The organism is Streptomyces sp. AC602_WCS936 (genome assembly GCF_019049125.1).
Taxonomy (GTDB): domain Bacteria; phylum Actinomycetota; class Actinomycetes; order Streptomycetales; family Streptomycetaceae; genus Streptomyces.
This window is the reverse complement of the sequence record NZ_JAGMUF010000015.1, coordinates 23244-49095: the sequence shown is the minus strand read 5'-3', so window position 1 is coordinate 49095 and position 25852 is coordinate 23244. Positions and strand designations below refer to the sequence as shown.

Genomic DNA, 25852 nt, shown 5'->3' with positions numbered 1-25852 from the left:
GGCGGTCGACTGGTTTTCCGGCCTTTGGCGGCCGTCCCGGGGCGGACCTACAGCTCGAAAGGCTCGTGGCTGAGCCAGCTGTAGGGGTCGTGCCAGGGGCCGGCCTTCGCGGCCTGCCAGTCGAGCGCCCAGTCGGGCCGAAGCCCTCGCGCTCCCCAGCCCCCGGCCTGCTTGCCGGGAACCTCGAGGCCGGCCTGCTGCGCGGCGAGCGCCGCGTCGTACACCTGGTGTGCGATGCGCAGGGCCTCGCTCTTGGACGACGCCTCGCCGGTGAAGACGTGTACGCCCTTCAGCTGGCGGTTGGTGTTGTGGTGTATCGGGACGTCAACCTCGAAGTAGCGAAGCGGCATGACGGCCCCTCTCCCTCCATCGCTGGTCGTGACCCGGTGCTCAGTGGCCGGGCGGCGTGTGGGCGGCGGTGATGCGGACGGTGTCCGCGAGCAGCACGGTCAGCTCGTGGCCGTGGCCGACGGCGTCCTCCAGGCGCTCGATGAGCTCCGGGGGCAGGCCGCGGTTGCGGGCGCCGGTCAGGACGCCCTCCAGGTAGAGGACGTCGGCCAGGACGCGGCCGCGGACGTCCAGGACGCAGGGCTGCACGGTGAGAACGTCGGTGTTCTTGGCGGTCGCCAGGGCCGCGTGGTCGGCGGCTGCGGTGTAGGCGGTCTCGGTCTGCTCGGTGAGCAGCGCGTCGACCTGTGTGGTGTCGCCGTAGGCGCGGCGCCAGCCGAAGCGGGCGGCGGCGGCGTCCATGAGGGAGCGGCGGGCGAGGGGCACGGTGACCTCCGGGGAGGGCCGGTCGTCCGGTCTCGGCTGACCGGACGGACACCGCACGGCCCCGCCGTCACCCGCCCGAGGGCGGTGCGGCGGGGCCGTACGGAGAGCGTCCGGTCAGCGCTGGGGACGGCCCAGGATTGTGAACTGGGTGCCGGTGCCGTCGGTGCGGTTAGCGATCACAGGCCCTCGCGGGGTCCCCCGGGACCAGCGGGTGTAGTCGATCGCGCTGGACACGTAACTCGTGTTCATCATGCTTCCGGCGTTGTCGACGCGGTCTCGCAGCTCCTCCAGGTGCCAGTCCGCCCACGCGAGCCGGTCAAGAAGCCATCGCGCGTCTTCCGGCGTGAGCCGATCCGGGCGGGCTTGAAGCTCGGCAATCCGGGCTCGCTGCTCGGAGACGTAGTTGTCACCCTCCGGCGTCATCGCGACTGCGTCGGCGGTGTAGCGGATGCTCTCGGGCTTGGGTTCGGTCATGCGGATTCTCCTTGGGGGTGAAGGGCGCGGGCAGCCCAGATCAGGCGCTGCCCGGCGTTGTCGGTGATCAGGGCAGCGGCTTCGTGCAGGGGGCAGGAGGCGTCGCCGTCGCGGTCGGGCTCGATCTGCTCGGCTCGCTTCGCGGCGGTGGTGAGCAGCTGCGCCACGGCCGCGAGGAAGCCGCCGGGCGGGTCGGTGTCCTCGATGAGCTCGCGCAGGATCGCGGCGAGCTCCTCCTGGTCGACGTCTTCGGCGCTGAGGTCGTCCTCGATCTGCTGGAGGGCCAGCGAGGCGATGCCGACCGAGGCGCGGACGCGTTCGATGCGCGTACGGCGCGGGCCGGTCACCGGGCGGTGGCCTTGGCCGTGGCGATGAGCGCGGCGACGGTCTCCCAGCCGTGGTGCCAGGAGTTGTCGAGGTGGAAGGCGCCGTTCATGCCGTGCGAGGCCAGCTTGTAGAAGTTGGTCTTACCGGTCTTGTCGGCGAGCTTCTCCAGGACGCCGTAGCCGGGCACGCGGCGGTCCGCAATGTAGTGCGTGCCGAAGGACAGGGCGAGCGCGGCCGCGGCCGCGCCGGGGTGGACCCGGATGCCCAGCGCGCGGGCCCCGATCCCGGCGACGACCGCCTGGGTGGCGGTATAGGTGAGGCAGTGGTGCAGGCACGCCTTGCGGCCGTCGGCGGTGCCGTGGGTGGTCTTCTCCTTGGTGGCCGGGTCCTCGTAGGTGACCGGGGAGTCGTCGGAAGCGCCCTTCACGCGGGCGCAGAAGTCGTTCTGGACCCAGAAGTCGCCGACCGCGCTGGCGGCGCGGGTCAGTCCGAGCAAGGCGGCGAAGACGGCGGGACGATGCATGCTGGAGGTCTCCTGATCTCGAAGAGGGTGAGGGAGCGGGGTGGCCGGCCCTTTGCCGATGCGCGGCCACCCGGCGGTCCGACCCCGGCCGATACGGCCGGGGTCGGGTCGTTCAGAACGGCGGCTCGTCCGGCCAGGCCGGGAGGGGCCAGAGACGGATGCGCAGCTCGCGCCGGTCCGACCAGCAGCCGCACGCCTCCATCTCCGGGTTCGCGCCGCCGACCCACCATCCGCCCGCGCCCCGGCAGTCGGGGCAGGAGCGGCGGGGCCGGGGCGTCAGCTCGATGCGGTGCCGGTCGGCGTACAGCCGCCAGTGGCCGGTCTTGAGCGCGGCGGCGGTCGTCGCCGCGGCGAGCGGGACGGCGGCGAGCAGCAGGGCGGCGCGCAGGTGGCGGATGGTCACGTCAGCGGGATCGCTCGGCATGCGGCGGCGTGGTCGTTGGCCTTCTCGCGGATGCTGAACAGGTAGTCCTCCTCCGGGAACTGCGAGGTGGCCTTGCAGCCGTGGCACATCCACCGGTTCTTGAAGTGCTCACCGAGGCCAGTGACGTCGACGAAGGATCCGCCGATCGTGACGAACCGGATTTGGAGGTTCTTGGGCCGCTCGGGCTCGTTGAAGGCGGAGGCGCGTGCAGCGGTGCTCATGGGCTGGTGTCCCTCTCGGATCAGGCGGCAAGCAGGTGCTTGGCCGGGGGAGCGATGTAGGAGGCGGGGTCGGCGGGCGTGCCGTCGAAGCACTCCAGGCAGGACCCCAAGGTCTTCAGTGGGAGGCAGTGGAAGTAGCGCCGGCGGCAGGTGCCGCATGTCTGGCGGGCCGCCATCGCCTTGTCGAGCGCGGCTTCCTTCGCGAGCGTCATCGGGAGCTTCGGCTTCGCCAGGTCGATCCGGTACAGCCACGCCCACCGCTTCCCGCCGCGGCATTCGATCCGGGCGACGGGCTCGTGGCCGCCGGGGCGCAGTCCCATCTCCCGCAGCTGGCGGCGGGTCGCGAGGTTCTCGCGCCCGGCCTGCCTCCACCGGAAGACCGGTAAGGCGCCGTCGCCGGGGTCGTACGGGTCGACGTCGACCAGGTCCTCGTCCTGGTCGGCCATCACCTGCTCCAGGAGCCGGGGAGTCGACGCTGGGGGAGCGGGTAGCGGGGGCCGGGACGCTGCGGGCGGGGCCGGCCGATCCGGCGGCGCGGGCGGGGGATGAGCACGAGTGATCTCCTCCAGCGGTTGGGTGGGTGTCACCGCGCCCCGCTGACGTCGGTGCGTCGGCGGGGCGCGGGAGTTGGTGGCCGGGCGGCCTGTCCAGCCCTCGCCAGCCCGTGGTACGGGCGGGCGAGGGCCAGGCAGGGCGTCAGGTCTCAGCGGGCGCTGCGGGTGCGGAGCAGTGCCGTGTCAGCGCTGGAGGGGGTGGACGTTGTCGGGTTCGTCGTCCAGGTCGTCGTGGACGGGGACGGGCTGCGGCGGGACGTGGACCTCGGGGCGGATGTCGATGTGAGGCTGGAAGGCTGTGTGGATGACCGGTCGCAGGCTCAGGCCGCGCAGGGCGAAGACGGAGGCGATGGTCCAGGCGAGGACGGTGATCCCGGTGGCGACGGTGCGGCCGTCGGCGGGAGAGGCGGACCACACCATGCCGACGCTCGCCGCACCCCAGAGGGTGTAGGTGATGCGGGCGCCGGTGCTGTGGAAGAAGCCGCCGACCAGGCCGAACAGGCCGACCGCCTGCCAGAAGGCGTAGACGGCGGATCCGCTGACGGCGAGGCCGGCGGTGTGCTGGGCGATGTACGTGCGGATCGGGGTATCGATCACTGCCCAGAAGCTGTTGGAGGTCTCGGACGCCAGCTGGGTCTCCGGGGCCGCGGTGGCGATCCGGTGGGCCACGGCGGAGACGATGTCGCCGGCGGCGTCCAGCACGATGATGAACGCGCACACGCTGGCCAGGCTGAGCACCGCCTTGATCCAGTTGGCCATCCCGTGCCAGCCCGCGAACCGCGCGTGCCGGACGTCCTCCCACCGCTCGTACAGGAAGCCGCCCTGCTTCCAGGACGCGTCCCATGCCTCGCGCAGCCCGGCGAAGCGCTTCGGGCGGGGCCAGTCCTTCGCGTCGGGCGGCTCGGGCGTCTGGTTGAACAGGTCGAGGAAGTTCGGGTTGTGCTGACCGTTGATGGGCTGGCCGTTGACGGGCTTGTCGTCGGACTGCATGGCGGGGCGTCTCCCTCGCTCGGGCGGGTGTGGTGGGCGGTGGTGCGCAGGCCGGACGGCCTGGCCCGCACCCGACCGCGAAGGGTTCGGGTACGAGGCAGGTGGTCCGGAGCGGTTCAGAGGCCGCGGGCGTCGGCGAGGCCGGCGGCCTGGTCGACCATGCGGAGCGGGGTGCGGGCCGATCCGTGCGCGTCGTTGAAGGACGGCACGGAGTCGACGTCGTCGCCGAACTTGCGGCGGATCGCGTCCAGCAGCACGGAGGCCGCGTCGGCTTCCAGGCCTCTGTCGCCGCCGGCCTCGATCCGGATGGCCCCGAGCATGCAGCGGGCGCCGTCCTCGTCGACCAGGGCGCCGGAGCACCAGCCGCCGGTAAGCAGCCGGTGGTGTGCGCGCTGCAGAAGGGCCGCGACCGGGGTCGGGTAGGACTGCGGCGGCGGCTGGAGCGTCGGGGTCAGCGGCATGGTGACGACGTCGGCCAGGTCCACGGGCTCGGTCTCGATGTGCGCCGTGTTGACCTCGTAGGCGACCTTCGCTTCGTCCAGCCTCACGCTCATCGCCGCCTTGATGAACGTCAGGCGTTCCTCGAGGGACAAGGCCGTCGGCGGCGCGGGCGGTGCGGCGGTCGGGGTGGCCTGGTCTATGGCGGGGTGGGTCTGAGGCATCGGGGCTCCCTGGAGGTGTCGAAGGCGCGGGGGTGGGTGGCGCCTTCGACGCCGGCGGCCGGGGCGGTTTCAGATGCTGGAGATCCAGCCGGTGACGGTGCCGATCGCGTCGCTGATGAACGGTGCGGCGCCGGTGGAGGCGAGGAAGAAGCCGAACAGGCCGCAGGCCAGGGCCGGTCCGAGGCGTACGGAGCCGCCCCGGATGAGGACGAAGACGACGATGCCGAGCAGGACGACGGCGGAGATCGAAACGGCCACGGACAATGTGTCCTTCCAGGTGTGAGCAGGGCCCGGCCGGTGCGGCCGGGCCCTGCGGGGGTTGGGGTGCGGGGGTGGGTCAGACGCCCGAGAGGTTCTTGATGGCCTCCAGCGCCTGGCGGGGCGAGGTGACCGCGTCGCGGCGCGCGGCGGGCTTCCCACCGCCACGGCGCGGGCCGCCGCCGCCCCTCTTCGGGGCGTCGTCGCCGTCCTCGCCGTCCTCGCCGTCGCCCGGCTCGGGGCCGAACTCGCCGGGCCGGGGCGGCTCGGTCCAGTCGAACCACAGGTCCCGCGCCTCGAGCTCGCGGATCTCGTAGTCGGTCAGGGTGGCGATGACGTCGGGGAAGTAGTCGTCGAGGCCGTTCTTGAAGTCCATGTACAAGGTGCGCAGGACCTCGGGCTGCTTGGCTTCGACGATCCAGCCGGCGCCGCCGGTGTTGGAGTTGGCGGGCGGCTCGGGCTCGCCGCGCATCACCCGCTCGATCCGGCCCGCCTCCTCCGGGGAGAAGGAGCGGGGGAGGGGGTCGGGGGTGTTCTCGGACGGGATGCCCAGCGCCTTGAACATCGCGCCGACCTTGCCGGGGGCGACCTTCAGCACGACCGGGATGCAGTTCTCGCGCAGGTTCTCGCACAGCAGCTGCGTGAACCCGTCCTGCACGTAGATGGACTGGCCGGCCACCTTGATGCCGATGCCGTACTTGCGGCCCTTGACCGACACCTTCTCGGCAAGGTCCATGATCTCCGCGCCGTAGTCGCCGTGGCGGGCGGCGGAGAGGAACTCATCGAGGTAGGCGGACAGCATCCGGTAGGGGCAGCCCGGCATGTTCGGGTCCCAGTCGTAGACCCTGCCGTCCTCCCACACCATCTCGCCGCGGATCTCCATCAGCGCGTCCAGCGCCCGCAGGAGCCGGATCATGTAGAGCGCGCCGACGCCGTAGCGGTCGGTGTACTCGCCCAGTTTGGCCGCCTTCTCATCCGGTGCTTCCGCCGCCAGCCACACCACCGCGCCGAACAGGGCGTCGGCGGCGACGTGCAGGCCCATCAGCTGGGTCTTGCCGCCGCCGGATGGGGCGACGAACAGGCCGTGAGCCGCGCCCCGGTCGGTGTAGACGCGGTTGCGGGCGGGCTGACCGTTGCCGAGGTAGCCGGTCACCCACCGGCCGTCCTTGTCCGGGGTCAGCAGCTCCTTCGTTGCGGGGAAGACCCGCGCGAGCGGCGAGCTGTCCCACAGGGAGACCAGGACCTGGCTGCCGTCGACGGTGACGAACAGCCGGCCTTCGTCGTACTTGGTCTTCAGGGCGGCCGCCAGGGCGTGCTGGTTGACGCGCGGCTCGCCCGCCTCGTCGGGGACCTGGGCGATGTAGTGGGTGACCTTGCGATCGTTGTCGCGGACTTCCTTGACGAACTCCGAGCCGGGCACGGCCCCGCCGGTGGCGCCGATCCGGTCGGCCCACCACTCGCGGGCGGTGGGGGCCTTGCGGCGCCGGTCGTTCGCGTTGGGGGTGACGTCGACCTCCCGCCAGGCGGGGCCGCCCTCGCGCCCTTGCTGCCGGACGACCTCCCTGATGGTGACGTCGGTGACGTCGACGCTGAACGCGGCGGCGATGTCGTCCTCCTTGAGGCCGGAGATGGCCCGGCCTGCCTCGGAGGCGCGCAGCAGCAGTGACAGGTCGTTGGGCATGCCGGGGTGCGGGGTGGCCTTGATGACGATGGTGCGGCCGGGCATGCCGCGGTTCTCCCACAGCCAGCGGACCTGCCGGGTGAAGGCGTCGGCGCCGTCGTCCGGCTGCGCCGGGGACGGCTCGGGGGCGGCGGGCTGGAGCTGCGGGGCGGGGGCCGGGGCGGCGAGCGCGGGACGGTGTCCGCGGCGGGTGTGCCGGGAGAACGGCATCACGAGCAGGCCGGCCGCCGCCCACCCGGCGGCGAGCAGGGCGTCCATGCACCACGGTCCCCAGCCGATCGTGTGCCGGGCGGCGACGTCGATGGCGGCGGCGGCCACGAGCGGGGACCACCGAAGGATCTTGCGGCCCGCGCCGGACTCGTCGCTCTTGTAGGCGAGGAACCAGCCGCCGACGCCGGCCGCGCCCGCCAGCTGTACGACCGTGTTGACGGGGCTGTCGGGGTAGAGGTTCGGGGCCGCGGCGAGGACCGGGGCGGCCAGGGTGTAGAGGGTGCGCTCCAGGGCGACGCTGCGCGGCACGGACACGGGACGTTCTCCTTCGGGAGTGACGATGGGCGGCCCGCCGTCGGTGGCGGGCCGCCCATCGGGGACTTCGGCGGGGTCGGGGGTCAGTGGGCGAAGAAGCCTGGCTTGGGGGTGCGCTCCCTGCGACCGGAGCGAACGGTGTCCAGGCCCTCGTACAGCCGCGCGTGCGTACGCCGCGCGGCCGTGGCCAGGCCGGATACCTCCTGGGCCGTCTCGTGGAGCTTCTGGACCTCGGTGGCGGCGCCGCCCAGGGCGACGGCCACCTGGTTGGTCATCTCGATGAACTTGCGGTCCAGTTCGGCGTTGGCGATGTCGACGGCCAGGCCCTCCGTGCGCTGGGCGTTCAGGCGCATGCGGCGCAGCAACTGCTCCAACTCGTCGCCTGCCAGGTCCATCGCGGTGCCCAGCGTCTTGAGCTTCTGCTGGACGGCCTTGTAGCGGTTGTCGCCGTCGGTCGTGGCGGCAGCGCCGCCGCCGGTGGTGGGCGCGAGGTCGCTCACGGCGAACCTCCTTCCTAGTCGTGGTGGGCGGCGGCGGAGGCGTGGGCCAGGCCCGCGTCGTCCATGGCCGCGATGTCCTCGCCGTAGACGCGGCCGACCGACATGGCGGCGATCCGGGCGGCCTCGGAGGCGACCTCGCACTCGGTGGCGCACCGTTCGGCCAGCTGCTTCATGCGGTCCGCGGCGTCGGCCAGGTCCGTGACCTGGTCGACGACCTCGGTGGCGATGTTGTGGTCGCCGACCAGGTCGGCCGCCATGTCCCGCAGGGCGTCGGCGACCTTGCCGAGCGCGATGGCCAGCTCCTGGGCGCGGTCCTTGTCGAGCGCGGCGGCGATCGCGATGTTCACGATCTCCATCAGGTACTCGCTGAAAGTGATGTCAGTGCGGTGCTTGGCCGCCATGCCGGCCTGGCCCGACGTGGGCCTGCTGACCTCCGATGCCACGGGGTCCTCCTGTGCGGTGGGTCGGGTGGTGCCGGGACGCTGGGTGTGGGGCTCGGGGGCCCGCGGGAGACTCGCCGTGTTCGTGACGGTGGCGCCGAAGGGGTCGGCCGCGTCTTCGACGATGACCGCGTCCGGGATGACTTCCTCAGCCTCTTCGGACTTCGGGGAGCGGGTCGGGCCGCCGGGGCGGTCCACCGTGACCTTCAGGTCTTCGGGCCGAAGCCTTGACGGCTCCTCCGCCTCGGGCGGGGTGGCGTCCTCTTCGGGCCTGGTGAAGAAGTCCTTGATCTTCTCCCTGAACGAGCGGTCGTCACCGCTGCCGTCCGTGCCCGGCGGGTCCTTGACGTCGTCGGGCGTGGGGCCGTCCTTCGCGTCCTTGTCGCCGGGGCTGTCAGACGGCTTCTCGCCGCCCTTCTTGCCGTCGTCCGGCTCCTTGGTCGCGGAGTCGTCCTTCGGGCCGCCAGACGACGACTCAGGGCCGTCCTTGGGCATCTTCTTGGTCGTGGCCTCGGAGTCCTTGGCGTCCTTGTCCCCAGTGGAGTCCTTGGCCTTGTCGTCCTTCGCGGACTTGCCCTTCTCGGCTCCACGGCGCTTGTCCCAGCGGCGCTGCGCTTCCTCCGCCACGGCCGCACCGAGGGTGGTGCGGTCGTCGGCGGCCTTGGCGGCCTCCCGCTTCGCCTTCCTCGCGGCCTTCCGCTCGGCTTTCGCCCTGCGGCGCTCCTCCCGCGCCGCCTGGTTGGCGGCGCGGTCCTGGTCGCGGTCCTTGCTGCGATCGGCGAGGTTGGCCGCCTGGTTCGCGCTGCGCCGCTGCTGCCGGGCGGCCTGGCGGGCGGCGGCGCGCTCCTGGCGGCCGCGGGCCCGTTCGGCCCGGGGGCTGACGGCTGGCGAGTCCTTCGACCTGCCGCCGTCGCCCTTCGAGCCGCCCTTGCCGGAGCCCGAACTACCCGAGCCGCTCTTGCCCGAGCCACCTGAACTTCCCTTGCCCGTACCGGGCTTGCCCGCACCGGAGCCTCCAGAGCCGTTCTGGCGGCCTTTCGGGCCGCCGGACGACTCATTGCCCTTCGAGCCGCCCCCACGGCCGCCAGCGGAGCGATCAGAGCCCTTCCCGGCGCCCTTGGGGGAGTTGCCGCTCCCGGAACCCCGACCGGTGCCGCCGGACCCGTTCGTTCCCGAGCCCCGGCCGCCGCCGGTGCTGCCCCGGCCTGAGCCGCCGGAGTTGCCGCCGCCGCGTGAGCCGCCCCCGCCGCCGGCCTTCGAGCGGCCGCCCTTGTCGGCGCCCATCCCGGAGCTGGAGGACCGCGCCGCGTCGGCCTTGCCGCGCGCCGCCGCCTTGTCGGCCTTCGATTTCATCTGCGCGGCGTGGAGCTTGGCGTTCTGCTCCATCATCGCGGTTTCCTGAGCGGTGCGAGCCTCCAAAAGCGCAGCCTTACGCGCTATTTCAGCCTCACGGAAGGGCGCCTCTCCGGCGTGCCGGTCCCGCGCCACTTCCAGCCGGTATTCCAGCCAGTCACCGAGGCGATCGGCGAGAGAACGAGGCTGCTCGTATTCACCTTCCTCATATTCCCCGTCGCCGGAATCCGGGGCGTCCGGAATTCCCGTTTCCCGCAAAGCGGTTTCCGGGGAAATGGGCCCGCGAATAGCCGGAAGCTCCATTGTCGTCTCCGCAGGGGACTCCGGAGGGACGACACCGCCCGAGCCGCTGTCGGGCGGTTCGGAATAGAAGAGTTCCCCGCCGTCGGGAGCGTCCGGCATTTCGTCGGAATCGCTGTCCCGGGTGGGGAGGTTGATCACGTTGCTGTCGGTGTCGTCGGACACGCGACCCCTCCTCCTGGGCTTGACAGTCGGCACCGGCCTCGCGTACACGCGTACGCGTCACGCGCGGCACGCGTCACGCGCGGCACGCGTTGGGATCGCCGAAGGGCCGTCCCCGAGATCGGAGACGGCCCTTCGTGACGGGACGCGAGGTAGCTAGCCGACGTGGCGGTTGTGGACGTTCTGCAGGGCCCGCACGACCTCACGGATGAACGCCGTGTCTCCGCCGCGGTAAGCCTGTGTGCCCCTGATAGTCACAACCCGGAGCCAGGCGTAGAAATTGCCGAGGTCGTTACCGTGCTGAGCGATCATTTCTTGCTTGATCTTCTGCTCGTGTTTCGCACGGTTGAACGCCTTGCGCTCCGCTTTCGTGAGCGGGCGGCCTGCACTCACGCCGACTCCCTGCGGTCCAGGTTGTAAATCGACGTGGGACCACCATAGCCCATATTCGGGCTCTGCGCACCCTGCTGCCCCGAACTCTCCGGGGCGGCCTGGAGCGGCGGGTTGTTCTTACGCGCCTTGAGCTGCGCCTTTTCTTTTCGGTTTTTCCTGACCTCCTGCACCTTTTCGTCGTGGGCGTGGCGCCTATGGGCGCTCTTTTCCAGCCCGGAACTAATGCTCTTGAGGTCGTTGAGAACGTCGTTCAGGGACTTTTCCACCGGGAAGGAGCGCAGGAAAGCCTGACCCCACTTGTCTCCCTCCACGCGGGTCTTGCGGCAGTGCAGGCGGGTCTCGCGCTGGAGGATCTCCAGCTTGGCCTGCATGTCCAGCACGACCCTGTTGAAGTCCGCGAGGTAGTGCGCGTAGGCGGCGGGGTTCTGCGCGATCTCGCGCAGCGCCGCGTTCGGGTCGTCGAAGAAGGGCTTGTCTTCGGTGCTCACGGGGTCCTCCGTGGGGGTCGGATCTGCTGTACTCGGGGGGCTGTTGGCTGCTTCCGGCAGTCGCAGCGAGGGCCAGCCCGATTCCCGCGGGCTGGCCCTCACTGGTGTGTGCCGGACGTTGATCAGGTCAGGTACTTGTCCGCGTCCTCGGGACGCAGCAGGCCCGCCTCCTTCAGCAGCCGGATCGCGCGGGGCTGGTTGACGTTGAGCTGGGTGCGGACGCGGCTGATGTTGACGAAGCCGTCCGTCTCGCGCGGCAGAGCCTGTACGAGCGGGAGCAGTTCGGCGTCCGTACGAGCGGGCGTCGCTGTACCGGTACGCGCGGCGGTGGCCGTTCCGCTTGTACGCGGGCGGGCTTCCGTCGTACTGGTACGCGCCGACGGAACGCCGTCGGCCGGGGCCGTACGTGCGGTGACCGTCCCTGTACGCGTCCCGCCCTCGTACGCGGCGGCGCTGGTACGGCCGGTGTGCTCCGTACTAGTACGCGCTGCCCCGTTCGGGGCGGCCTGTACGCCGCTTGTACGGTCGCTGTACGCGCTGGTCAGGCCCGCATTCACTCCCGCCGGGGCGGGGTGGTGCGGGGCGGCGTGTACAGGCTCCGTACGAGCAGTGCCGTGGGCCGTACGAGCGGAGGCTGTACCGGCTGACGGGCCGTACGAGTCCGTACCGGACGGGCTTGTACGGGCGTGCTGTGTACCAGCCGCGCCGTCCGTACGAGCGGCTGTACCGGTACGTCCGTCCGTTCCGGTTGCCGTGTCCGTACCACCGTGTCCGTCCGTACTGGCGTCGTCGTGCATGAGTGCGTGGACGCGCCAGATGACGGCCACGAAGATCAGCACGACGAACGTCGTCAGCGGCCAGGGAGCCGACTGGCCTTCCTTCACGAGGTGGGCCTGCTCCGCCAGGTGGTAGGTGACGTTCGCCGACGCCATCAGGGCGAGTGCCGCCGGGATGTCCCGCTTGGCGCGGAACGCGGTGACGCAGTAGACGTCGATGCTGACGGGCAGCAGCGGGGCGACGTACTCGTTGATGCCGACCATGCGGGCCAGTTCGTACTCGCCGGAGGCGGCGAGGCCGACGCCGGCGGCGAGTGCGATCCACGGTGCGGTCTTCCACGCCTTGCGGCTGAGGTTCTGGTGCCAGCCCCGGAAGCGGGAGTTCGCCCGCTTGGCCTCGCGGGCCTCCTCGAGCATCCGGCGGGCGCGGGCCTCGTCGGCCTGTGCCCGGTCGGTGACGCCCTTGGCCTTTCGCTGCGCCTCTTCGGTGATGCGGTCGGCCTCCTTCTGGGCGGCCTCCCGCAGCTGCTGCGCGACGGTCTTGGCTTCCTCCCGCAGCCGCTCGCGCTGCTTGTCGCACGCCGTCTTGAGCCCGGCGAGTTCGTCGGCGAGGGCCTTGCGCTTGGTGGCGGCCTCCGCGTCGAACTCGTCGGTGAGCTTGCGCAGCTGCTCGCGCAGCTCGGTGCGGGCCTGCTCCGCCTCGGCATGCGCGGCGGCGACCTGCTGGTCCGCCTCGCGGCGCCGGTCGTCGGCGGCCTTGACCGCGTCCGCGTACAGCGCTTCCGCCTCCGCGCGGCGGGCGTCGTACTGGCCGGCGGCCGTCTCAGCGAGCTTCGCGAACCGCTCACGGGTCTGCTCGACCTCCCGCTGCGCCGTGGCCACCAGTTCGTCGGCCTGCTCCTGAGCGCGGGCGAGAATCGTGCCGGCCTCGGTGCGGCGCTGGTCGACCAGGGAGCTGATCTCGGTGAGGTCGGCTTCCGCCAGGCGCCGCAGCTCGGCAACCGCCGTGGCCGTGGCCGCCCGGTCGGTCGCCGCCAGCTCGGTCAGCTCGGTGACCTGCGCGCGGGCCTCCTTCACCAGGGTCTCGGCCCTGTCGCGGGCCTCCGCCAGGAGCCGGTCGGCCTCGCCGCGCGCTGCCTCGAGGTCGTTCGCCGCCGCCGCGCGCTGGGCGGTGACGGCCTGGTCGGCGTCGGCGGTGATGCCCGCGGCGCGGTTGTGCGCCTCGGTCAGCAGCCCGGTGACCTGCTCGTGGGTGTCGGCGACGGTGCGCGCCGCCTGGTCCTCGGCTTCCGCCTGGAGGGTGGAGGCTGCCTCGCGGGCGGTGTCGATGATGTCGGCGGCCCGGTCCCGCGCGTCCGCGACGCGGGCCAGTGCCTCCAGGTCCAGGCCCGTGTTCGTCGCTTCGGCCGGGGCCGGGGACGCGGCGGGGGTGGTGGAGGCGGTGGGCTGCCCAGCCGGACGGGCCGCCGGCTTCTTGCGGGCGGTGGGCCTCTTGTTGCGGGTTCGAGTGGCGGCCACGCCGCCTCCTTCCAGGTCGATGCCGCCTTCGCGGGGCGGCGGTTCATGGGTGGTCGGGTCAGTCGCGCTGGGCGGGCAACTCCGGCCGCTGGTTGGCGGTCGCGTGCTGCTGGGTGAGCCAGGCGATGGCGGCCGCGGTCATGTCGTCGGCCGCGCCGTCGGTGTTCAGCGGGGCGGTGTCGATGTCACGCATCGCGTCGACGGGCGGCAGCAGCCGCATGTAGTCGCCGCTGGCGTCGTGGACGAAGCGGCCGGTGGCCACGGCGACCAGGTCGTACGTGCCCTCCAGCCAGGTCCGCTGGACCCGGCACACGAAGGTGTGGCCGGCCTGCCCGCTCCAGAACATCTCCGGGTCGCGGTACAGGACGAACTGTCCCCGCTTGAACTTGATTGCGGGGGTGGTCCTCTGGGCGTTGTCGCGCACGGCAACTCCTTGACGCGTCAGGGTGGTCCGGACTGTCCGGCTCCCCGTCACCGCCCGATCCGGCCGCCACGGTGGTGGGCGGGCGGTGCGGGCGGATCAGGCAGCCGTCAGGCCGCGGCCGCGAGGGGCCGGTGCGGGGCGACGACCTGGCCGTCGGGGAGCAGCTCGCCGGTGTCCTCGAAGAGGAAGATCCCGTTGCACAGCAGGCTCCAGCCCTGCTCCGGGTGGCTCGCGGTGGTGCGTGCGGCCTCGCGGTCCGGGCTGTCAGCGGCCGGGCAGTTCGGGGTGTGCCTGCACAGCGAGTCCGGCAACCGGGTGGAACCGGTGGTGGTCGTCGCGGTGTCGAGTTGGGTGCTGCTGCGCATGGGCTCTCCTGCGGGGATGCGGGCCCGAGACTCTCTCGGGCTGGAGGCGTGCGAAAGGCCGGCCGCCCGTGGTGCGGGCGGCCGGCCTGGTGGAACAGCGCGGTGCGGGACGGAAGTTGCGTTCCGGTCCTGCGCGGCGGGGCGGTCAGCCGTGGACGCGGCGGCCGAAGTCGTGGTTGTCGTTGGTCCGGCGGAGCTCGTCCTCCAGGCGCTTCTTGTCGGCGTCCGTCATGCCGTCGCCGCCTTCCTGGACTGGAGCCGGTTCCGGGCGGCACGGCGCTTCATCGCGCGCCGTTCGTCCTCGGACAGTCCGCCCCAGACGCCGTCGTCCTGTCCGGCCTCCAGCGCCCACTGCAGGCACTGCTCCATGACGGGGCAGCGGCGGCAGACGGCCTTGGCCTCCTCGATCTGGAGGAGTGCCGGTCCGGTGGTGCCGATGGGGAAGAACAGCTCCGGGTCCTCTTCGCGGCAGACCGCGCGGTGTCGCCAGTCCATGCCGTTCACTTCCCCTGCCGGACACGGCGCAGGGCCTCGTCCATGTCCGGGTCGGAGTCGGTGTTCCCGAGCGGGCGTGCGATGCTGGGCTGCATCAGGTCCTCCAGTCAGGTCCTGGACAGCCCCGGAGGGTTCCAAGTCGCCGGGGCTGTCGTGCTGTTAGAGCGGGATCGTCCTCCGCGCTCTCCACCGCTCACCGACCGCCGAAGCGGGCGGTGAGCGACTGGGCAGCGCGGGGCTGCTGGATCAAGGGGCGCGGTAGCGCGCCGGTCGCCTTCTGCAGGCGGTGCCGGGTCGGTTCCCGGTGCGTCATGTCGAGCTGTGACGCGCGCCGTGGTTTGTACGGCGCCTCAGCTGCGGCTTCACGCCACCGGATTGGTGGGTGCGACTGGCAAGGTCGGGCCGCGAGGACAAGCTTCACCCGGCTTGTCTCGGGGGCGATCTGTCTCATCTCGCCACATGCTTCGGGGCCACGCTGGTCGATCCGCTTGCCATCCAGCCGGTGGTGCATCGTGCTGGTCAGCTCCCGGTCCTTCCCCACGTTCCCGGTCGCCCGGAAACGGCTTTGCCTCGCGTAGGGGGAGAGCAGGCGTGCCTCTCGCGCCAGCCCCGCATGATCACTATTCAGTTCTCAAGAGAACGGCCGCTGCCTTTCACACCCCGACCGAGATCGGGGCCCCGAGATCGGGGGGTCCGGGCGGTACATCGGGGACCGAGGGTCCGGCTCCCTCATCCGGCGCCGCCTTGGGGGCGGTTCCGGGTGGGGGAGCCGGGTCCGTGAGGACCCGGCGGTGGATCAGGCCGCGAGCGGCAGAGGCTCAGCTGTGGTGGCCGGCGGCGCGGTGCGCAGCTGCGCGGCGTAGGGGAGGAGCACGTCGACCAGGCGCTCGCGCACCAGCTCGGTGGCGGTCGGGTCGGTGGCGACGATGTCGCGGGCGGCGAGCAGTCGGTTCTCGCGGGCCTCGATTGCGGCGATGGCGGCGGTGATGTCCAAGCCGTCCAGCCGCTCGTGGGGGAGGGGACCGGCCTCGTACATCTCCAGCGGCGTGCCGAAGGCGACGTCCAAGTCCAGGCTGGCGAAGTCGGGGAGCGGCACCTCCACCGCCTCCAGGAGCGCGAGCGTCTCAGCGTCGAAGTTCTCGGTGGCGAGGCCGGCGGTGGGGCGGCTGGTGGTGTTCATGGGGTGGAGCTCCCTTCGGTAGGAGCCCGCGCAGAGGCGGGTCAGGTGCGTTCGAGCAGGCCAAATAAGCGCCTTCTGGCGGTCCATCCCTTGCGGGGCGGAACACTTTGGACAGTAGTAGCACTGTGAGTGCGAGTCAACACTTTGACTGCGACCTAGCACCACAGCTTTAGGTGTGAGAATGTGTGCATGCTTACGCGACGTGGAGAGGGAGACTTCGTGGCCAGCGGATACGCACTCGTGGTGCGCTTCACCCTGCGAGACACCTCGGCAGCCCTGCAGTTCGACGACCTGGTCGCCCAGACCATCGAGGGCATCCGCACCGAGGTCGGCACGCTCGTCTACGCCGTGCACACCCCGGTGGACGAGCCCCTGGTCCGGGTCTTCTACGAGCTGTACGCCGACCGTGACGCGTTCCTGGCTCACGAGGATCAGGCCCACACGCAGCGCTTCCTCGCGGCCCGCGAGGTGCTCCTGAGCGACGTCGAGGTGACGTTCCTCAACGAGCTGGAGGACCTGAGCAAGCGCCCTGGAACGGAGCAGTCGTGAAGCCGACCGGTAAGGACGTCGATCCGCAGGATCGTGCCTTCGGGCAGCGCGTCCAGAAATTCCGGAAGGAAAGAGGGCGCACGCAAGCTGAGTTCGCGGCAGCGCTCGGGAAGACCAGTAGCTGGCTTTCCCAAGTCGAACGGGGTGTTCAGCCCGTCCAGCGCATGGACCTGCTCCAGCAGATCGCGGACGAGCTGGGCGTGTCCGTCCAGCAGTTGCGTCCCAGCGCTCCGGCAGACGGGCCATCACAGGCACCCACCGCTCAGTCGCTCTCCAACGATCTGGACGAGACCCGCCGGCTGTTGTCTGGCCACCCGGCGCTTCAGACTCTGCTGGCCGCCGGGCGTGACGACTCCGGAGCGACGCGCACCGTCGAATCCCTGCGCAGCGACGTCGATGACCTCTGGGACTTGACCCATGGAGGTCAGCTCGCACAGGTCAGCACCCTCGCTGTACAGCTGCTTCCCGAGCTGGAGCGGACGGTCCGGACGGCTCCCAGCGAGCACCAGGCGGAGCTGTACCTGCTGCTGTCCCGGGCCTACCAGGCCCTGTCCGCAGCGTTCGTACGACAGGATGAGGCGGATGCCGCCTGGGTAGCCGCCGACCGCGCGATTTTCGCAGCCGAGCGATCCGGCGACCCTCTGCACGTCTGCGCCAGCGTGTTCCGCATGGTGCAGGCGTTCGTACGACTTCGCAGCCTCGGACAGGCCGAACATGCTGCGCAGACCGCCATCAGCGCGCTGAGTGAACAGACCAGCCAATCGCCGGAGTCCCTGTCCGTCCTCGGCTCCCTGCATCTGGCCCTGGCTCTCGTTCGAGCGCGTGCCAGCGCGCGAACGGAGGCCAAGGAGGAGATCGCCAAGGCTCGCGCCATCGCCGCGCAGCTTGGGGAGAACCGCAACGACTTCAATCTGGAGTTCGGCCCGGTCAACGTCGAGATTCAGGCGGTCAGCACCGCCGTGGACTTGGGAGACGCTGGCGAGGCGCTGGACATCGGCCTCACCATCGACGCCGCTGAACTCTCGCCCGAGCGACAGGGCCGGCTCCTGATGGACCTGGGTCGTGCCCACGCGCAGAGGCGCCACGGCGGCGAGGCTCTCGACTGCCTGCTGCGCGCTGAGGTCATCGCCCCCGAGATCATCCAGACCCATCAGGCCGCCCGTGCGGCCATCCGCGAGCTCGTCCTGGTAGCGGGGCCAAACGCGTCGCGCGATCTGCTGGAACTCGCCGAAAGAGCTGATGCCCTGGACTAGTTCCGATCTGTTCCGGCCGTCGCCGTGGTGGTCGATAACCATTGGTCTGCACCCCCTGCCAACCGCGTCGTTGTGTGGGGGCAATCACACCGGCGGCGGCGGAGATGGAACATCACAGAGGCTTGTCGAAGCCCGTGCACAGCTTCATTCACGGGTTTTCAACATCCGCGTACACATGGGATTTGGAGCCCGAGCCCTAGGCTCGCGGCCATGACGTTGACGAAGGGGCACGGGGTGGGGAAGCAGCGAGCGGGGTGGCGGCCAGACCGGCTGCGCGAGCAGCGGGAGGCTCACGGCCTGACTCTGGAGAAGGCCGGCGAGCGGCTGCGGGAGGTCGCTGAGCAGGCCAAGCTGAAGGGGATCCCGGCCGCGAATCCTCAGACTCTGTGGCAGCACGAGCAGGGCGAGGTCTACCCGGGCCCGCACTACCGTCGTGCCTACTGTCTTCTCTACCGGGCTACCGAGCCGGACCTGGGGTTTCGAACCGCTCTGCCCGGCGAAGAGACGTCGTTCAAGCTCACGCCGATGGAAGACCACCTCAACGGCGCGCACGTCCTGGCCGTCGAACGGGCCATCCACCGCATCTCGCCCGGCAGCGAAGACGCCGGGCACTTCGCTCTCCAGCAGCGCATCATCGACGCCTGGAAGCGGAGGCACACCGGAGGCGACCCGCATCGCCCTGTCCTGATCCTGGTCGGGGGATACGCCGGGAGCGGCAAAACAGAGCTGGCGAGGTTCTTCGTCCAGCTCACCGGCTGGCCGCTGCTCGACAAGGACCCGCTCACACGACCGCTGGTGGAACGGCTCCTGGTCGCGCTGGGCGGCGACCCGAACGACCGGCACACCGAGCTCTACCGGGAGCGTGTCCGGTCGGTGGAGTACGACTGCCTCATGCAGTCAGCCATGGCGAACATCAAGTGCGGGATCAGTACCGTGCTCTCCGCTCCGTTCATCGCGGAGTTGACCGACGCAGCCTGGATGCAGCGCCTGACCAACAAGGCCGCGGCCATGGGCGTGGACGTCTTCCCGGTGTGGGTCCGCTGCGATGAGGAGTCGATGCGGGAGTACATCACCTTCCGCTCCGCTGCCCGGGACGCGTGGAAACTCCAGCGGTGGGACGAGTACATGGCGACCATCGACCTCGAGCTGCGCCCGGCGGTGCCGCACCTGGTGGTGGACAACCGACTGGGCACCGCCGTGAGCCTCGCGGACCAGGCCCGGCAGGCAATGGGGGCGATGTACACGTGAATCCGAAGCAGGGCGTGGTCCTGTACGGCCCGCCGGCGTCGGGCAAGGACACCGTCACCACCGCGCTCACCGAGCTGCACTCGAAGTACGCGCAGTTCGCCCGGCTCAAGGTCGGGACCGGCAAGTCGGCCGGTTACCGGATGGGCACTGCTGAGCAGCTGCGCGAGCTGGAGGCCGCGGGCGACGTCGTCTACGCGAACGCGCGGTACGGCAACACGTACGTGATCGACCGGCCCGGCGTCGACGCCGCGTTCGCGGCCGGGGTGCCTGTGGTGCACCTCGGGCAGGTCGACGGCATCCGGGCGCTGGTCGACGGCTATCCAGCCGACTGGTCGGTGGTGCTGCTGTGGTGCCCGCGCGAGGTGACCGAGCAGCGGTCGGCTGGGCGCGGCGACAGCGACACTGCGGCGCGCCTGGCAGCTTGGGAGGCGACTCGCGAGGACCTGGACGCGCACCCGGGCATGGTCTGGGACCTGACCGTGGACACCACGGCGTCGGCGCCACAGGACGCAGCGCGGCTCATCGACCAGCTGCTGGCGCAGCGGGCGGGAGCGGCGACGGCATGAGCGCGGGCTACGGCTGGGCGAGTCGGTCCAAGGCGTCGGTGAGCGTGAGCTCGCCGTCCTTGGCGTCGTTCCACCGTGCCAGTGTGGACGCGGCCGCGCGCAGCATCTCCGGCGGAAGGCCGGCGGCCGCGAGAGTGTCGGCAGCTTCCTCCAGTTCCGGGCCCCAGCGCCAGGCGCGGGCTGCGGTTTTGGCGACGTACTGCGGCTCGGAGAGGTACGAGTCGGTGCGCCGGGAGGCGACCTCGATGAGCTCCTGGTCGACGCCGTGCTCGCGTGCCATGCCGACCGCGAGCGCCACTAGCACTCGGCTGGTCTTCTGGAACGACGCGTACGCCAGTTTCAGCGCGGACGCCTTCCCGATCTCCGTGCCCAGCACCGCCGTCCGGACGGCGGTGCCTGTGAAGAGCGCCTCGATGTGCTTGGTCGCGGAGGCCGCGCCCGACAGGTACAGGGTTGGCGCCTTGCCGCCGACCGGCGGGGAACCGACGACACCGCCGTCCACGACGGTCGCGCCGCCGTCGAGCAACGCGGCGATCCGCTGTGTTCGCTCGGGGTTGATGGCGTTCGCTTCTACGTACACCCCGGCGAAGCGGTGCCCGGCGACGTCACGGGCGAGGTCCTCGGCCGCGGCCGGCGGGCAGAGGCTGATGACGATGTCGCTGCGGTCAAGCAGTTCGGCCAGCGTGGCCACGGGGGTCAGTCCGAAACGGGCGGCTCGCTCCACGGATGCGGTGCTGCGCCCGGTCTCGCACCACAGGGCCGCGGCCGCGTTGGTCGCGGCGCAGGCGGCGACTGCGGCGCCCATGCTGCCGGGGTGGAGGATGCCGACGGTCGGCTGGTCCACGGTGCTACTCCGTCTCGTTGAGCAGGATGGTGATGGCGTCGGTGACGTCGTCGACGACGTGGTTCGCGGCGGGGAGTCCGTTGGGCCAGGGGCGGCCGCGCAGCCAGATGGTGTGCAGGCCGGCCTGGTGGCCACCGCCGACGTCGCCGGTCGGGTTGTCGCCGACCATCCAGCCGCCATCCGCGAGGCTGACGCCGCACCGGCTGGCTCCGAGTTCGAAAAGGCGTCGGTCCGGCTTGCGGATCTCGAGATCGCCCGAGGCGGCGACTCCGTGCACCAGGTCGGCGAGTCCGGTGCCGGCGAGCTTGGCGCGCTGGATGTCGCCAGCCCCGTTGGTGATGACGCCGATCGTCCATCCACCTGCGCGCAGGCGGGCCAGGCCCTCAAGGACTTCGGAGCGGCAGGTGACGGCGGCCGCCATGAGGTCGATGTACTCCCGCCACAGTTGGTCGGCGGACACAACCAGGCCGAAGACTTCGCGCAGCCTGACGAAGTTGCCGGGGTTCGCCCGGTCGACCAGTTCAGTGCGCAGCCACTGCTCGGTGGCGGTGTCGAAATTGTGTGCGCGACACAGCGCGGTAAGGACGTCGTGAACGGCGGTCTGCCGGTCGACGAGCGTGCCGTCCAAATCGAAGAGCGCGAGCCGATGCACGGTCCCGGACCCTACCCGGCTGCGAACGCAACGCCGTTCGCAGTGACAGCAGCCCCCCACCGGAGATCAAATGGTGTATGTTTCAGAGATCGATCGATCTTGAGAGGCTGCGCTATGTCCGACCCGGACCGATTGAAGCAGGTCGATGCCCTGCTGGACGGCCTGGACGATGTCCTCCCGCCGCCGCGCGTGCGTGCGCAGCTGCGTCTCGCTGCGAACCTCACGCAGCAGGACGTCGCGGACGCGGTGGGCGTGAAGCGCCTCGCCGTCGTGCGGTGGGAGTTGGGGAAGAGCAACCCCCGGCGCCCGCAGCGCGATGCCTACATCCATCTGCTCAAGCGACTCGCGGAGCGTTTCCCCGAGGCCGCGGAAGTGGATGAGGGCATGCCGACGCCAGCCTCGGAATCAAGGGGGTCGGGGTGACGTAGCCGCCACCGGCCGCGCGCGCCTGAAGAGGGTTGCCACCCTACGTCTCGGCCTCGCGCGGCCCGTCTACCGTCTGGATCCCTCCAGCGCGGGTGTTCAGACCCCGGTGCCAGCCGGTTCTGAACTGCAGCTCATTTGAACTGCTCATTAACCAATCGGCCCTCATGGGCCATCACTGCGGGACCCCTGCCAGGGGGTTCCGTACCGCAGGGCCCCTGCCAGGGGGCTCTGCACCTGTTCCTCAGCCCCGCCAAGGGCTCTGGAGCATCCGTTCGAATCACGCAAAGGAGAGAGGACTCGCCTCTGGTTCTTCGTCCGGCCGCCCGCTCCTCCCGGAGGGGGCTTAACCAACCCATCCGCACATCTGGCCAGGTCCAGCCCGGAGGGGCTCGGGTCCGTCCAGCTATATGGAGAGCAGGTGTTTCTCATAGTGCCCGAAGTGGTGTCCCTCTGTCAGCTCGACCCTGTCCGTTTCACCCCAGTTCAGGCGCGGCGGCCGTCCCGTGTGACGGGATCGGCGTACAGTTCGCCCACCTTTACGCGGTTCGTACCGGAAGTTGGATTTCCGGTAGGAAGCTACAAGAGCAGCGGTTTCGCAGCAGCCTCGAAGGTCTCGGTCGCGGCATCGGCTGCTCCGCTCATGCACCCCCTGGCGGAGGTCTTCAACAACTCCGTCGACGGCGGCGCCCGTAGGGGCGGCTTCCCGTGTGGCGGGACGGTTTCCAAGATTGTTGCCCGCCGGGCGGGAGCGCTGAGGGCGATCGGGGCTCTGCGCCCTCTGTCCACAGGCCGCCCGGTGCAGGGTCTGCGGGTGGATGACGAATCGCGTGTTCCGGCTGCTCAGGGGGGTGTCCGCTTTGGCGTGTACACCGGCCCGATGACGAAGATGACCTCGGTCCTCGCGGTGCCCGCCGCTGTGGTCACGGCGGTGGGCCGATGAGCACGGTCGCGGCGTCGGCCGCTGTGCTGGACCACCCCCTTTGGGCAGGCTTCGACGACTCCGTCGACGAGTTCCGGCTTCCCGCGCAGCGGAGCGCGCTGCGCTCGGTGCCGGCCTCCGGGCAGATGGGCGACGGCGGCCTGGACGACCCGCTGCGCCTCGGTCGCGCGATGCGGCTGCGGCTGCGTGACGCGGTCCAGGCGCTGCTGGCGGATCCGTCGATCGCCGGGCTGAAGGACGCGCCGAAGCTGGCCGCGGTGGTGCTGTACGCGAAGTCGCGGGCGCCCAAGGGCGAGAAGGACGACAACCAGACCTCGATCTGGGGTTCGGAGCTGGGCCGCTGGCTGGGTATGAAGGAGTCCACGGTCCACCACAAGGTGCTGCCCGTGCTGCGTGGCGCGGACGCGCTGCACACGCAGGTGGTGAGGAACGCGAAGGGGCACCCGACCGGGCTGGACTGCCTGGTCATGCCGCTGTGGAACGCCCGCAAGAGCGGGGGAGCGGGACACCCGCTGGCGCTGACGAAGTCCGAGCTGGCGACGCTGCTGCGCCTGTGTGAGGCGCTGTTCGGGCCGGGCTGGACGCCGGAGGACAAGGAGCCGACGCCGCCGGGGCTGCTGGCCGGCCGTACGGGAAAGGGTGCGGCGACCGACCGGCTCGGGCTGCTGCTGATGGTGCTGAACACGCGGGCGTCGGGCTGGCTGCAGCTGTGCGGCGGCTCGGTGAAGAAGCGCGAGGGGCGCGGAGCGGCGACGCTGGCCCGGCTGCTGGGCTGCTCGCCCTCGGGGGCGCGGAAGGTGCTGGCCAGGCTGACGGAGGCCGGTGTCGTGGCGCGGCAGCGGAAGTCGACGTCGACGCGGATGAACGGCCGGGGCAAGGTCATGCTGCTTCCGGTCGCCCGCGCGTACGGCCGCACCCTGGCCCCTGTGGAGGCTGTTTCGGGGGCCGGGTCGGTGTTTTCGGCGCGTCCCGATGGTGCGTGCGGAGATCATGGTCCGGCCAGTGCGGCCGGTGCCCTTGGTACGTCTGGGATCGGTGGTGCTGAGGGGTCCTGGGATGCTGCGGATCAGGAGCGTCCCGATGGTGCAGAGTTCCACGCAGACCACGCTTCTGTGGTTACTCCCGTAGTTCCTCCGCAGCTTGATTGTGGTTTTTCCGGCGAAGGCCGTGGGGGTGAAGGCCGTCGGCCGGAGCGCGCGTGCGCGGGCGAGGATCAGGCCGTCGACAGCAAGACCGGCATCGCCGGGACCGGGTCGTCGGTGGCCGGGGACGGCCCGCTTCGCGGGGAACAGCCGAAGGAGTCCGCGGTCGACGAGCGTGATGGACAGCGTGCTGCCGGGGCTGGTGCCGGTGGCCGGCCGAAGGCCGTGGGGTGGGAAAAAGCGCAGCAGCAGAGGCGGGTGGCCCTTCCGGCTGATCTTCATCTACGGGTGGCGCTGAGGCCGGTCTCGTGGCTGTGGGAGCGGCTGTCCGGCTGGCAGCAGGACCAGGTGGAAGCGGCCGCCAAGGCGGAGCTCGCGCAGTTGGCGGGCCTGGGTGTGGCGCCGGAGGGTGCGCCGCGGCTGCTGGCCGACCGGCTCACCGACCGCCTGGAGGAGACCGGCGGCGAGGCCCGGGTCGACAAGCCGTTCCCGTGGCTGATCCGGCGGGGTCTGCCCCAGCGGCAGGCGTGCTCGCACCGCAAGTGCGACGACGGAGTTCGGCTGGACACCGGGGAGGACTGCGAGAACTGCGGCAACGTCATCCACCTCCGCCGGGCTCGCCGTGCGCGGATCGGCGCGGACATCGACCGGGAGCTGCCCGGCCTGTCCGACAGCGAGCGGCGGCGTGTCCTCGAGGAGCGGCTGCGCGAGCACGCTGCTGCCGAGGCGGAGGACCTCGTGTGGCGGCAGGAGCAGGCCCGCGCGGAGAAGGCCCGGCGCGCTGCGGCCCGTGTGGCAGCGGCGGAGCAGGCGGAGCGCGAGCGCCAGGAGGCGGCGGCCGCCGAAGCGGTGCGTCAGGCCCTGCCGTGCGAGGACTGCGGGCGGGACCAGGCGGCCGGGCTGTGCGAGGCGTGCGACCACCACCGTCAGACCGAGCCCCTGATCGGTGAGGCCGCTCTCCTCGCGGCGGCCGGCTCCGCTGACCTGACCGACCCGGGCGACGTCGCGGCCGCCACTGCCGGGGCCCGGACGGCCATCGGCAGCAGCATCGCCGCCGCATGGCAGGAGTTCTTGCAGATCACCGACGTCGCCATGCTGGAGGCCAACCCGGAGGTAGCGAAGGACGCGTACGCGTTCACCGCGTTCCAGACCGCGCAGCAGGCCGTCCAGGAGTTCCAGGACACCGCGCTGGCGATGCTGGGCCGGACCGAGGAGGCCGAAGCCGAGGCCCGGCGGGCGTACAAGGCGGAGCAGGGCCGCCCCTGGTTCCAGCACAACCCCACCGGCGCGGACGCCGTCGCCGCTGCGACGAAGGCCGCCGACACGGCCCGGGAACGCGCGGCCGAGTACCTGCTGGCGACGCGGCTGGAGCAGCTGCGCGAGCAGGCCGCCGCCCGCACCGAGACGGCCCCGGCCGCGCCGTGGACCGACCGGCTGCCGGAGCTCGCCGCGCGCTCGCTGGACGGCGAGGCCGCCGGGGCGGTGATCGCGTGAGTGCCGAGCCGAGCGGGGTCGACCTCGCCCGCCAGGCCCTGGTCGCGGCCCGGGAAGCGGCGAAGAGGAACGGCGCCGCCCAGACGAAGAAGGCGAAGCGGCGCACCGGCACCGTCGTACGCCGCGACGGGCGCGAGCCGCTCGGGCTCGGTGCGGCGATCGGCATGATGATGACCGAGCGCGGCATGGTCGCCCCGGCCGCCGGCGGCAGCGTCCTCGCCCAGTTCGACGACATCCTCGCCGCGGCCGCGCCCGAACTCGCCGGGCACGTCCAGGCCGTGGGCTTCGACGCGGACACCGGCCGCCTGGACGTCGCCCCCGACGCTCCCGCGTACGGCACGCAGCTGCGCTGGAGCGCACCGAAGCTGATCGCGGCGGCCAACGAGAAGGTGCCCGGCGCGAACGTCCGCACCGTTCACGTCCTGGCGCCCGCGCCCGCGAAGGCCGGCCCCGCCACGGCGGCCGCCGCCCCGGCCCCGCAGCCCACTGCGCCCGCCGTGCCGGTGGAGCGCCGGATGCCGCCGGAGGGCTACCGCCGCGCGATCGAGGCGCACCGTCAGGCTGCCCGGCCGTCCCTGGCGGACCCGGGCATCGCGGAGGCGGTGGAGCGGCAGACCGCCGCGATGCGGGCGCTGTCACGCCGGGCGTTCCCCGAACCCGACGTCGTCGCGGACGATGCGCCGGCACCCATGGAGCAGGCCCGCGCCCAGCGCCGCCGCCAGGCCGCGGCGACCGAGGCCGCCGCGCTGCGCCGGGCTCGGCAAGAGCGTGCGGCGCGGGAAGCCGGGACGCCGACCATCGGCCCGCCGACGGCTCTGCGAACCACGGCCTGAGCCGAAACGCGGTAGATCAGCACTCCCCTGTTCCAGGTGGTTGTCCCGGCGTAGCGTGACGGGTACACGCCTGGTACACCGTGCGTCGCGGTGTGTAC

30 protein-coding genes are annotated in these 25852 nt (G+C 71.4%); 7 read left to right on the top strand and 23 right to left on the bottom strand.

Features of this window, described 5'->3' with window-relative positions; translation table 11 throughout:
- Positions 1-47: 47 nt before the first annotated feature.
- The 21 genes from KUM03_RS06950 to KUM03_RS06850 form a co-directional block, all read right to left on the bottom strand.
- Positions 48-350, bottom strand: coding sequence for a hypothetical protein (locus tag KUM03_RS06950; protein WP_217246127.1), 303 nt, complete (start codon positions 348-350; stop codon positions 48-50).
- A gap of 40 nt (positions 351-390) precedes the next feature.
- On the bottom strand, positions 391-774 hold the full coding sequence (locus KUM03_RS06945) for a hypothetical protein (RefSeq protein WP_217246126.1): 384 nt from the start codon (positions 772-774) through the stop codon (positions 391-393).
- 114 nt (positions 775-888) lie between these two features.
- Positions 889-1248 carry a hypothetical protein gene (locus KUM03_RS06940; RefSeq protein ID WP_217246125.1) on the bottom strand — a complete coding sequence of 120 codons (360 nt, stop codon included), beginning with the start codon at positions 1246-1248 and terminating at the stop codon, positions 889-891.
- On the bottom strand, positions 1245-1595 hold the full coding sequence (locus tag KUM03_RS06935; protein WP_217246124.1) for a hypothetical protein: 351 nt from the start codon (positions 1593-1595) through the stop codon (positions 1245-1247). Before KUM03_RS06935 ends, KUM03_RS06940 begins: the two co-directional genes overlap by 4 nt.
- Entirely contained in the window at positions 1592-2098 is a 507-nt protein-coding gene (locus KUM03_RS06930) for a hypothetical protein (protein ID WP_217246123.1), read from the bottom strand. Before KUM03_RS06930 ends, KUM03_RS06935 begins: the two co-directional genes overlap by 4 nt.
- Before the next feature lie 112 nt (positions 2099-2210).
- Positions 2211-2501: a hypothetical protein gene (locus KUM03_RS06925; RefSeq protein WP_217246122.1), complete on the bottom strand. Its 291-nt coding sequence runs from the start codon at positions 2499-2501 to the stop codon at positions 2211-2213.
- Positions 2498-2743 carry a hypothetical protein gene (locus tag KUM03_RS06920; RefSeq protein ID WP_217246121.1) on the bottom strand — a complete coding sequence of 82 codons (246 nt, stop codon included), beginning with the start codon at positions 2741-2743 and terminating at the stop codon, positions 2498-2500. The genes KUM03_RS06925 and KUM03_RS06920 overlap by 4 nt, the downstream gene beginning before the upstream one ends.
- A gap of 20 nt (positions 2744-2763) precedes the next feature.
- The gene (locus KUM03_RS06915) at positions 2764-3189 is read right to left on the bottom strand and encodes an RRQRL motif-containing zinc-binding protein (RefSeq protein ID WP_217246120.1); all 426 of its coding nucleotides are present in this window, start codon (positions 3187-3189) and stop codon (positions 2764-2766) included.
- A gap of 291 nt (positions 3190-3480) precedes the next feature.
- Positions 3481-4287, bottom strand: a complete 807-nt coding sequence (locus KUM03_RS06910; RefSeq protein WP_217246119.1) for a hypothetical protein — start codon at positions 4285-4287, stop codon at positions 3481-3483.
- A 116-nt stretch (positions 4288-4403) separates the two neighbouring features.
- Positions 4404-4949: a hypothetical protein gene (locus KUM03_RS06905; protein WP_217246118.1), complete on the bottom strand. Its 546-nt coding sequence runs from the start codon at positions 4947-4949 to the stop codon at positions 4404-4406.
- 69 nt (positions 4950-5018) lie between these two features.
- A complete protein-coding gene (locus KUM03_RS06900; protein ID WP_217246117.1) occupies positions 5019-5207 on the bottom strand; it encodes a hypothetical protein in 189 nt (62 codons plus the stop codon).
- A gap of 79 nt (positions 5208-5286) precedes the next feature.
- Entirely contained in the window at positions 5287-7413 is a 2127-nt protein-coding gene (locus KUM03_RS06895; protein ID WP_217246116.1) for a chromosome segregation protein ParM, read from the bottom strand.
- Between the two features lie 83 nt (positions 7414-7496).
- The gene (locus tag KUM03_RS06890) at positions 7497-7913 is read right to left on the bottom strand and encodes a conjugal transfer protein TraB (protein ID WP_217246115.1); all 417 of its coding nucleotides are present in this window, start codon (positions 7911-7913) and stop codon (positions 7497-7499) included.
- A 14-nt stretch (positions 7914-7927) separates the two neighbouring features.
- Positions 7928-9742 (bottom strand): ATP/GTP-binding protein, encoded by a 1815-nt coding sequence (locus KUM03_RS06885; RefSeq protein ID WP_254398951.1) that lies wholly within the window; start codon positions 9740-9742, stop codon positions 7928-7930.
- A gap of 582 nt (positions 9743-10324) precedes the next feature.
- Positions 10325-10561 (bottom strand): hypothetical protein, encoded by a 237-nt coding sequence (locus KUM03_RS06880; RefSeq protein WP_217246114.1) that lies wholly within the window; start codon positions 10559-10561, stop codon positions 10325-10327.
- Positions 10558-11049 (bottom strand): hypothetical protein, encoded by a 492-nt coding sequence (locus tag KUM03_RS06875; protein WP_217246113.1) that lies wholly within the window; start codon positions 11047-11049, stop codon positions 10558-10560. Before KUM03_RS06875 ends, KUM03_RS06880 begins: the two co-directional genes overlap by 4 nt.
- A 122-nt stretch (positions 11050-11171) precedes the next feature.
- On the bottom strand, positions 11172-13343 hold the full coding sequence (locus KUM03_RS06870; protein ID WP_217246112.1) for a hypothetical protein: 2172 nt from the start codon (positions 13341-13343) through the stop codon (positions 11172-11174).
- 58 nt (positions 13344-13401) lie between these two features.
- Positions 13402-13767: a hypothetical protein gene (locus tag KUM03_RS06865; RefSeq protein WP_308406273.1), complete on the bottom strand. Its 366-nt coding sequence runs from the start codon at positions 13765-13767 to the stop codon at positions 13402-13404.
- Between the two features lie 107 nt (positions 13768-13874).
- The gene (locus KUM03_RS06860; RefSeq protein WP_302185840.1) at positions 13875-14066 is read right to left on the bottom strand and encodes a DUF5999 family protein; all 192 of its coding nucleotides are present in this window, start codon (positions 14064-14066) and stop codon (positions 13875-13877) included.
- A gap of 294 nt (positions 14067-14360) precedes the next feature.
- Entirely contained in the window at positions 14361-14627 is a 267-nt protein-coding gene (locus KUM03_RS06855) for a WhiB family transcriptional regulator (protein ID WP_217246109.1), read from the bottom strand.
- Positions 14628-15423: 796 nt separating this feature from the next.
- Positions 15424-15807 (bottom strand): hypothetical protein, encoded by a 384-nt coding sequence (locus tag KUM03_RS06850; protein WP_217246108.1) that lies wholly within the window; start codon positions 15805-15807, stop codon positions 15424-15426.
- 219 nt (positions 15808-16026) lie between these two features.
- Here KUM03_RS06850 and KUM03_RS06845 point away from each other — a divergent pair, with 219 nt between their 5' ends.
- The 4 genes from KUM03_RS06845 (at position 16027) to KUM03_RS06830 (ending at position 19423) form a co-directional block, all read left to right on the top strand.
- Complete coding sequence (locus KUM03_RS06845) at positions 16027-16356, top strand: putative quinol monooxygenase (protein WP_217246107.1); 330 nt, start codon at positions 16027-16029, stop codon at positions 16354-16356.
- Positions 16353-17609 carry a helix-turn-helix transcriptional regulator gene (locus KUM03_RS06840; RefSeq protein WP_217246106.1) on the top strand — a complete coding sequence of 419 codons (1257 nt, stop codon included), beginning with the start codon at positions 16353-16355 and terminating at the stop codon, positions 17607-17609. Before KUM03_RS06845 ends, KUM03_RS06840 begins: the two co-directional genes overlap by 4 nt.
- 210 nt (positions 17610-17819) lie before the next feature.
- Complete coding sequence (locus KUM03_RS06835) at positions 17820-18857, top strand: AAA family ATPase (protein WP_217246105.1); 1038 nt, start codon at positions 17820-17822, stop codon at positions 18855-18857.
- Positions 18854-19423, top strand: coding sequence for a guanylate kinase (locus KUM03_RS06830; protein ID WP_217246104.1), 570 nt, complete (start codon positions 18854-18856; stop codon positions 19421-19423). The genes KUM03_RS06835 and KUM03_RS06830 overlap by 4 nt, the downstream gene beginning before the upstream one ends.
- Positions 19424-19430: 7 nt before the next feature.
- Here KUM03_RS06830 and KUM03_RS06825 read toward each other — a convergent pair whose 3' ends face one another.
- Together KUM03_RS06825 and KUM03_RS06820 are read right to left on the bottom strand one after the other, a co-directional pair.
- Positions 19431-20267: an NAD(P)-dependent oxidoreductase gene (locus tag KUM03_RS06825; protein WP_217246103.1), complete on the bottom strand. Its 837-nt coding sequence runs from the start codon at positions 20265-20267 to the stop codon at positions 19431-19433.
- Positions 20268-20271: 4 nt separating this feature from the next.
- Positions 20272-20919 carry an HAD family hydrolase gene (locus tag KUM03_RS06820; RefSeq protein ID WP_217246102.1) on the bottom strand — a complete coding sequence of 216 codons (648 nt, stop codon included), beginning with the start codon at positions 20917-20919 and terminating at the stop codon, positions 20272-20274.
- Between the two features lie 114 nt (positions 20920-21033).
- Between KUM03_RS06820 and KUM03_RS06815 the strand changes: the two genes are divergently transcribed.
- The 3 genes from KUM03_RS06815 (at position 21034) to KUM03_RS06805 (ending at position 25754) form a co-directional block, all read left to right on the top strand.
- Entirely contained in the window at positions 21034-21342 is a 309-nt protein-coding gene (locus tag KUM03_RS06815) for a helix-turn-helix transcriptional regulator (RefSeq protein WP_217246101.1), read from the top strand.
- A 939-nt stretch (positions 21343-22281) separates the two neighbouring features.
- Entirely contained in the window at positions 22282-24921 is a 2640-nt protein-coding gene (locus KUM03_RS06810; RefSeq protein WP_217246100.1) for a hypothetical protein, read from the top strand.
- Complete coding sequence (locus KUM03_RS06805; RefSeq protein ID WP_217246099.1) at positions 24918-25754, top strand: DciA family protein; 837 nt, start codon at positions 24918-24920, stop codon at positions 25752-25754. The genes KUM03_RS06810 and KUM03_RS06805 overlap by 4 nt, the downstream gene beginning before the upstream one ends.
- The last annotated feature ends 98 nt before the right edge of the window (positions 25755-25852 follow it).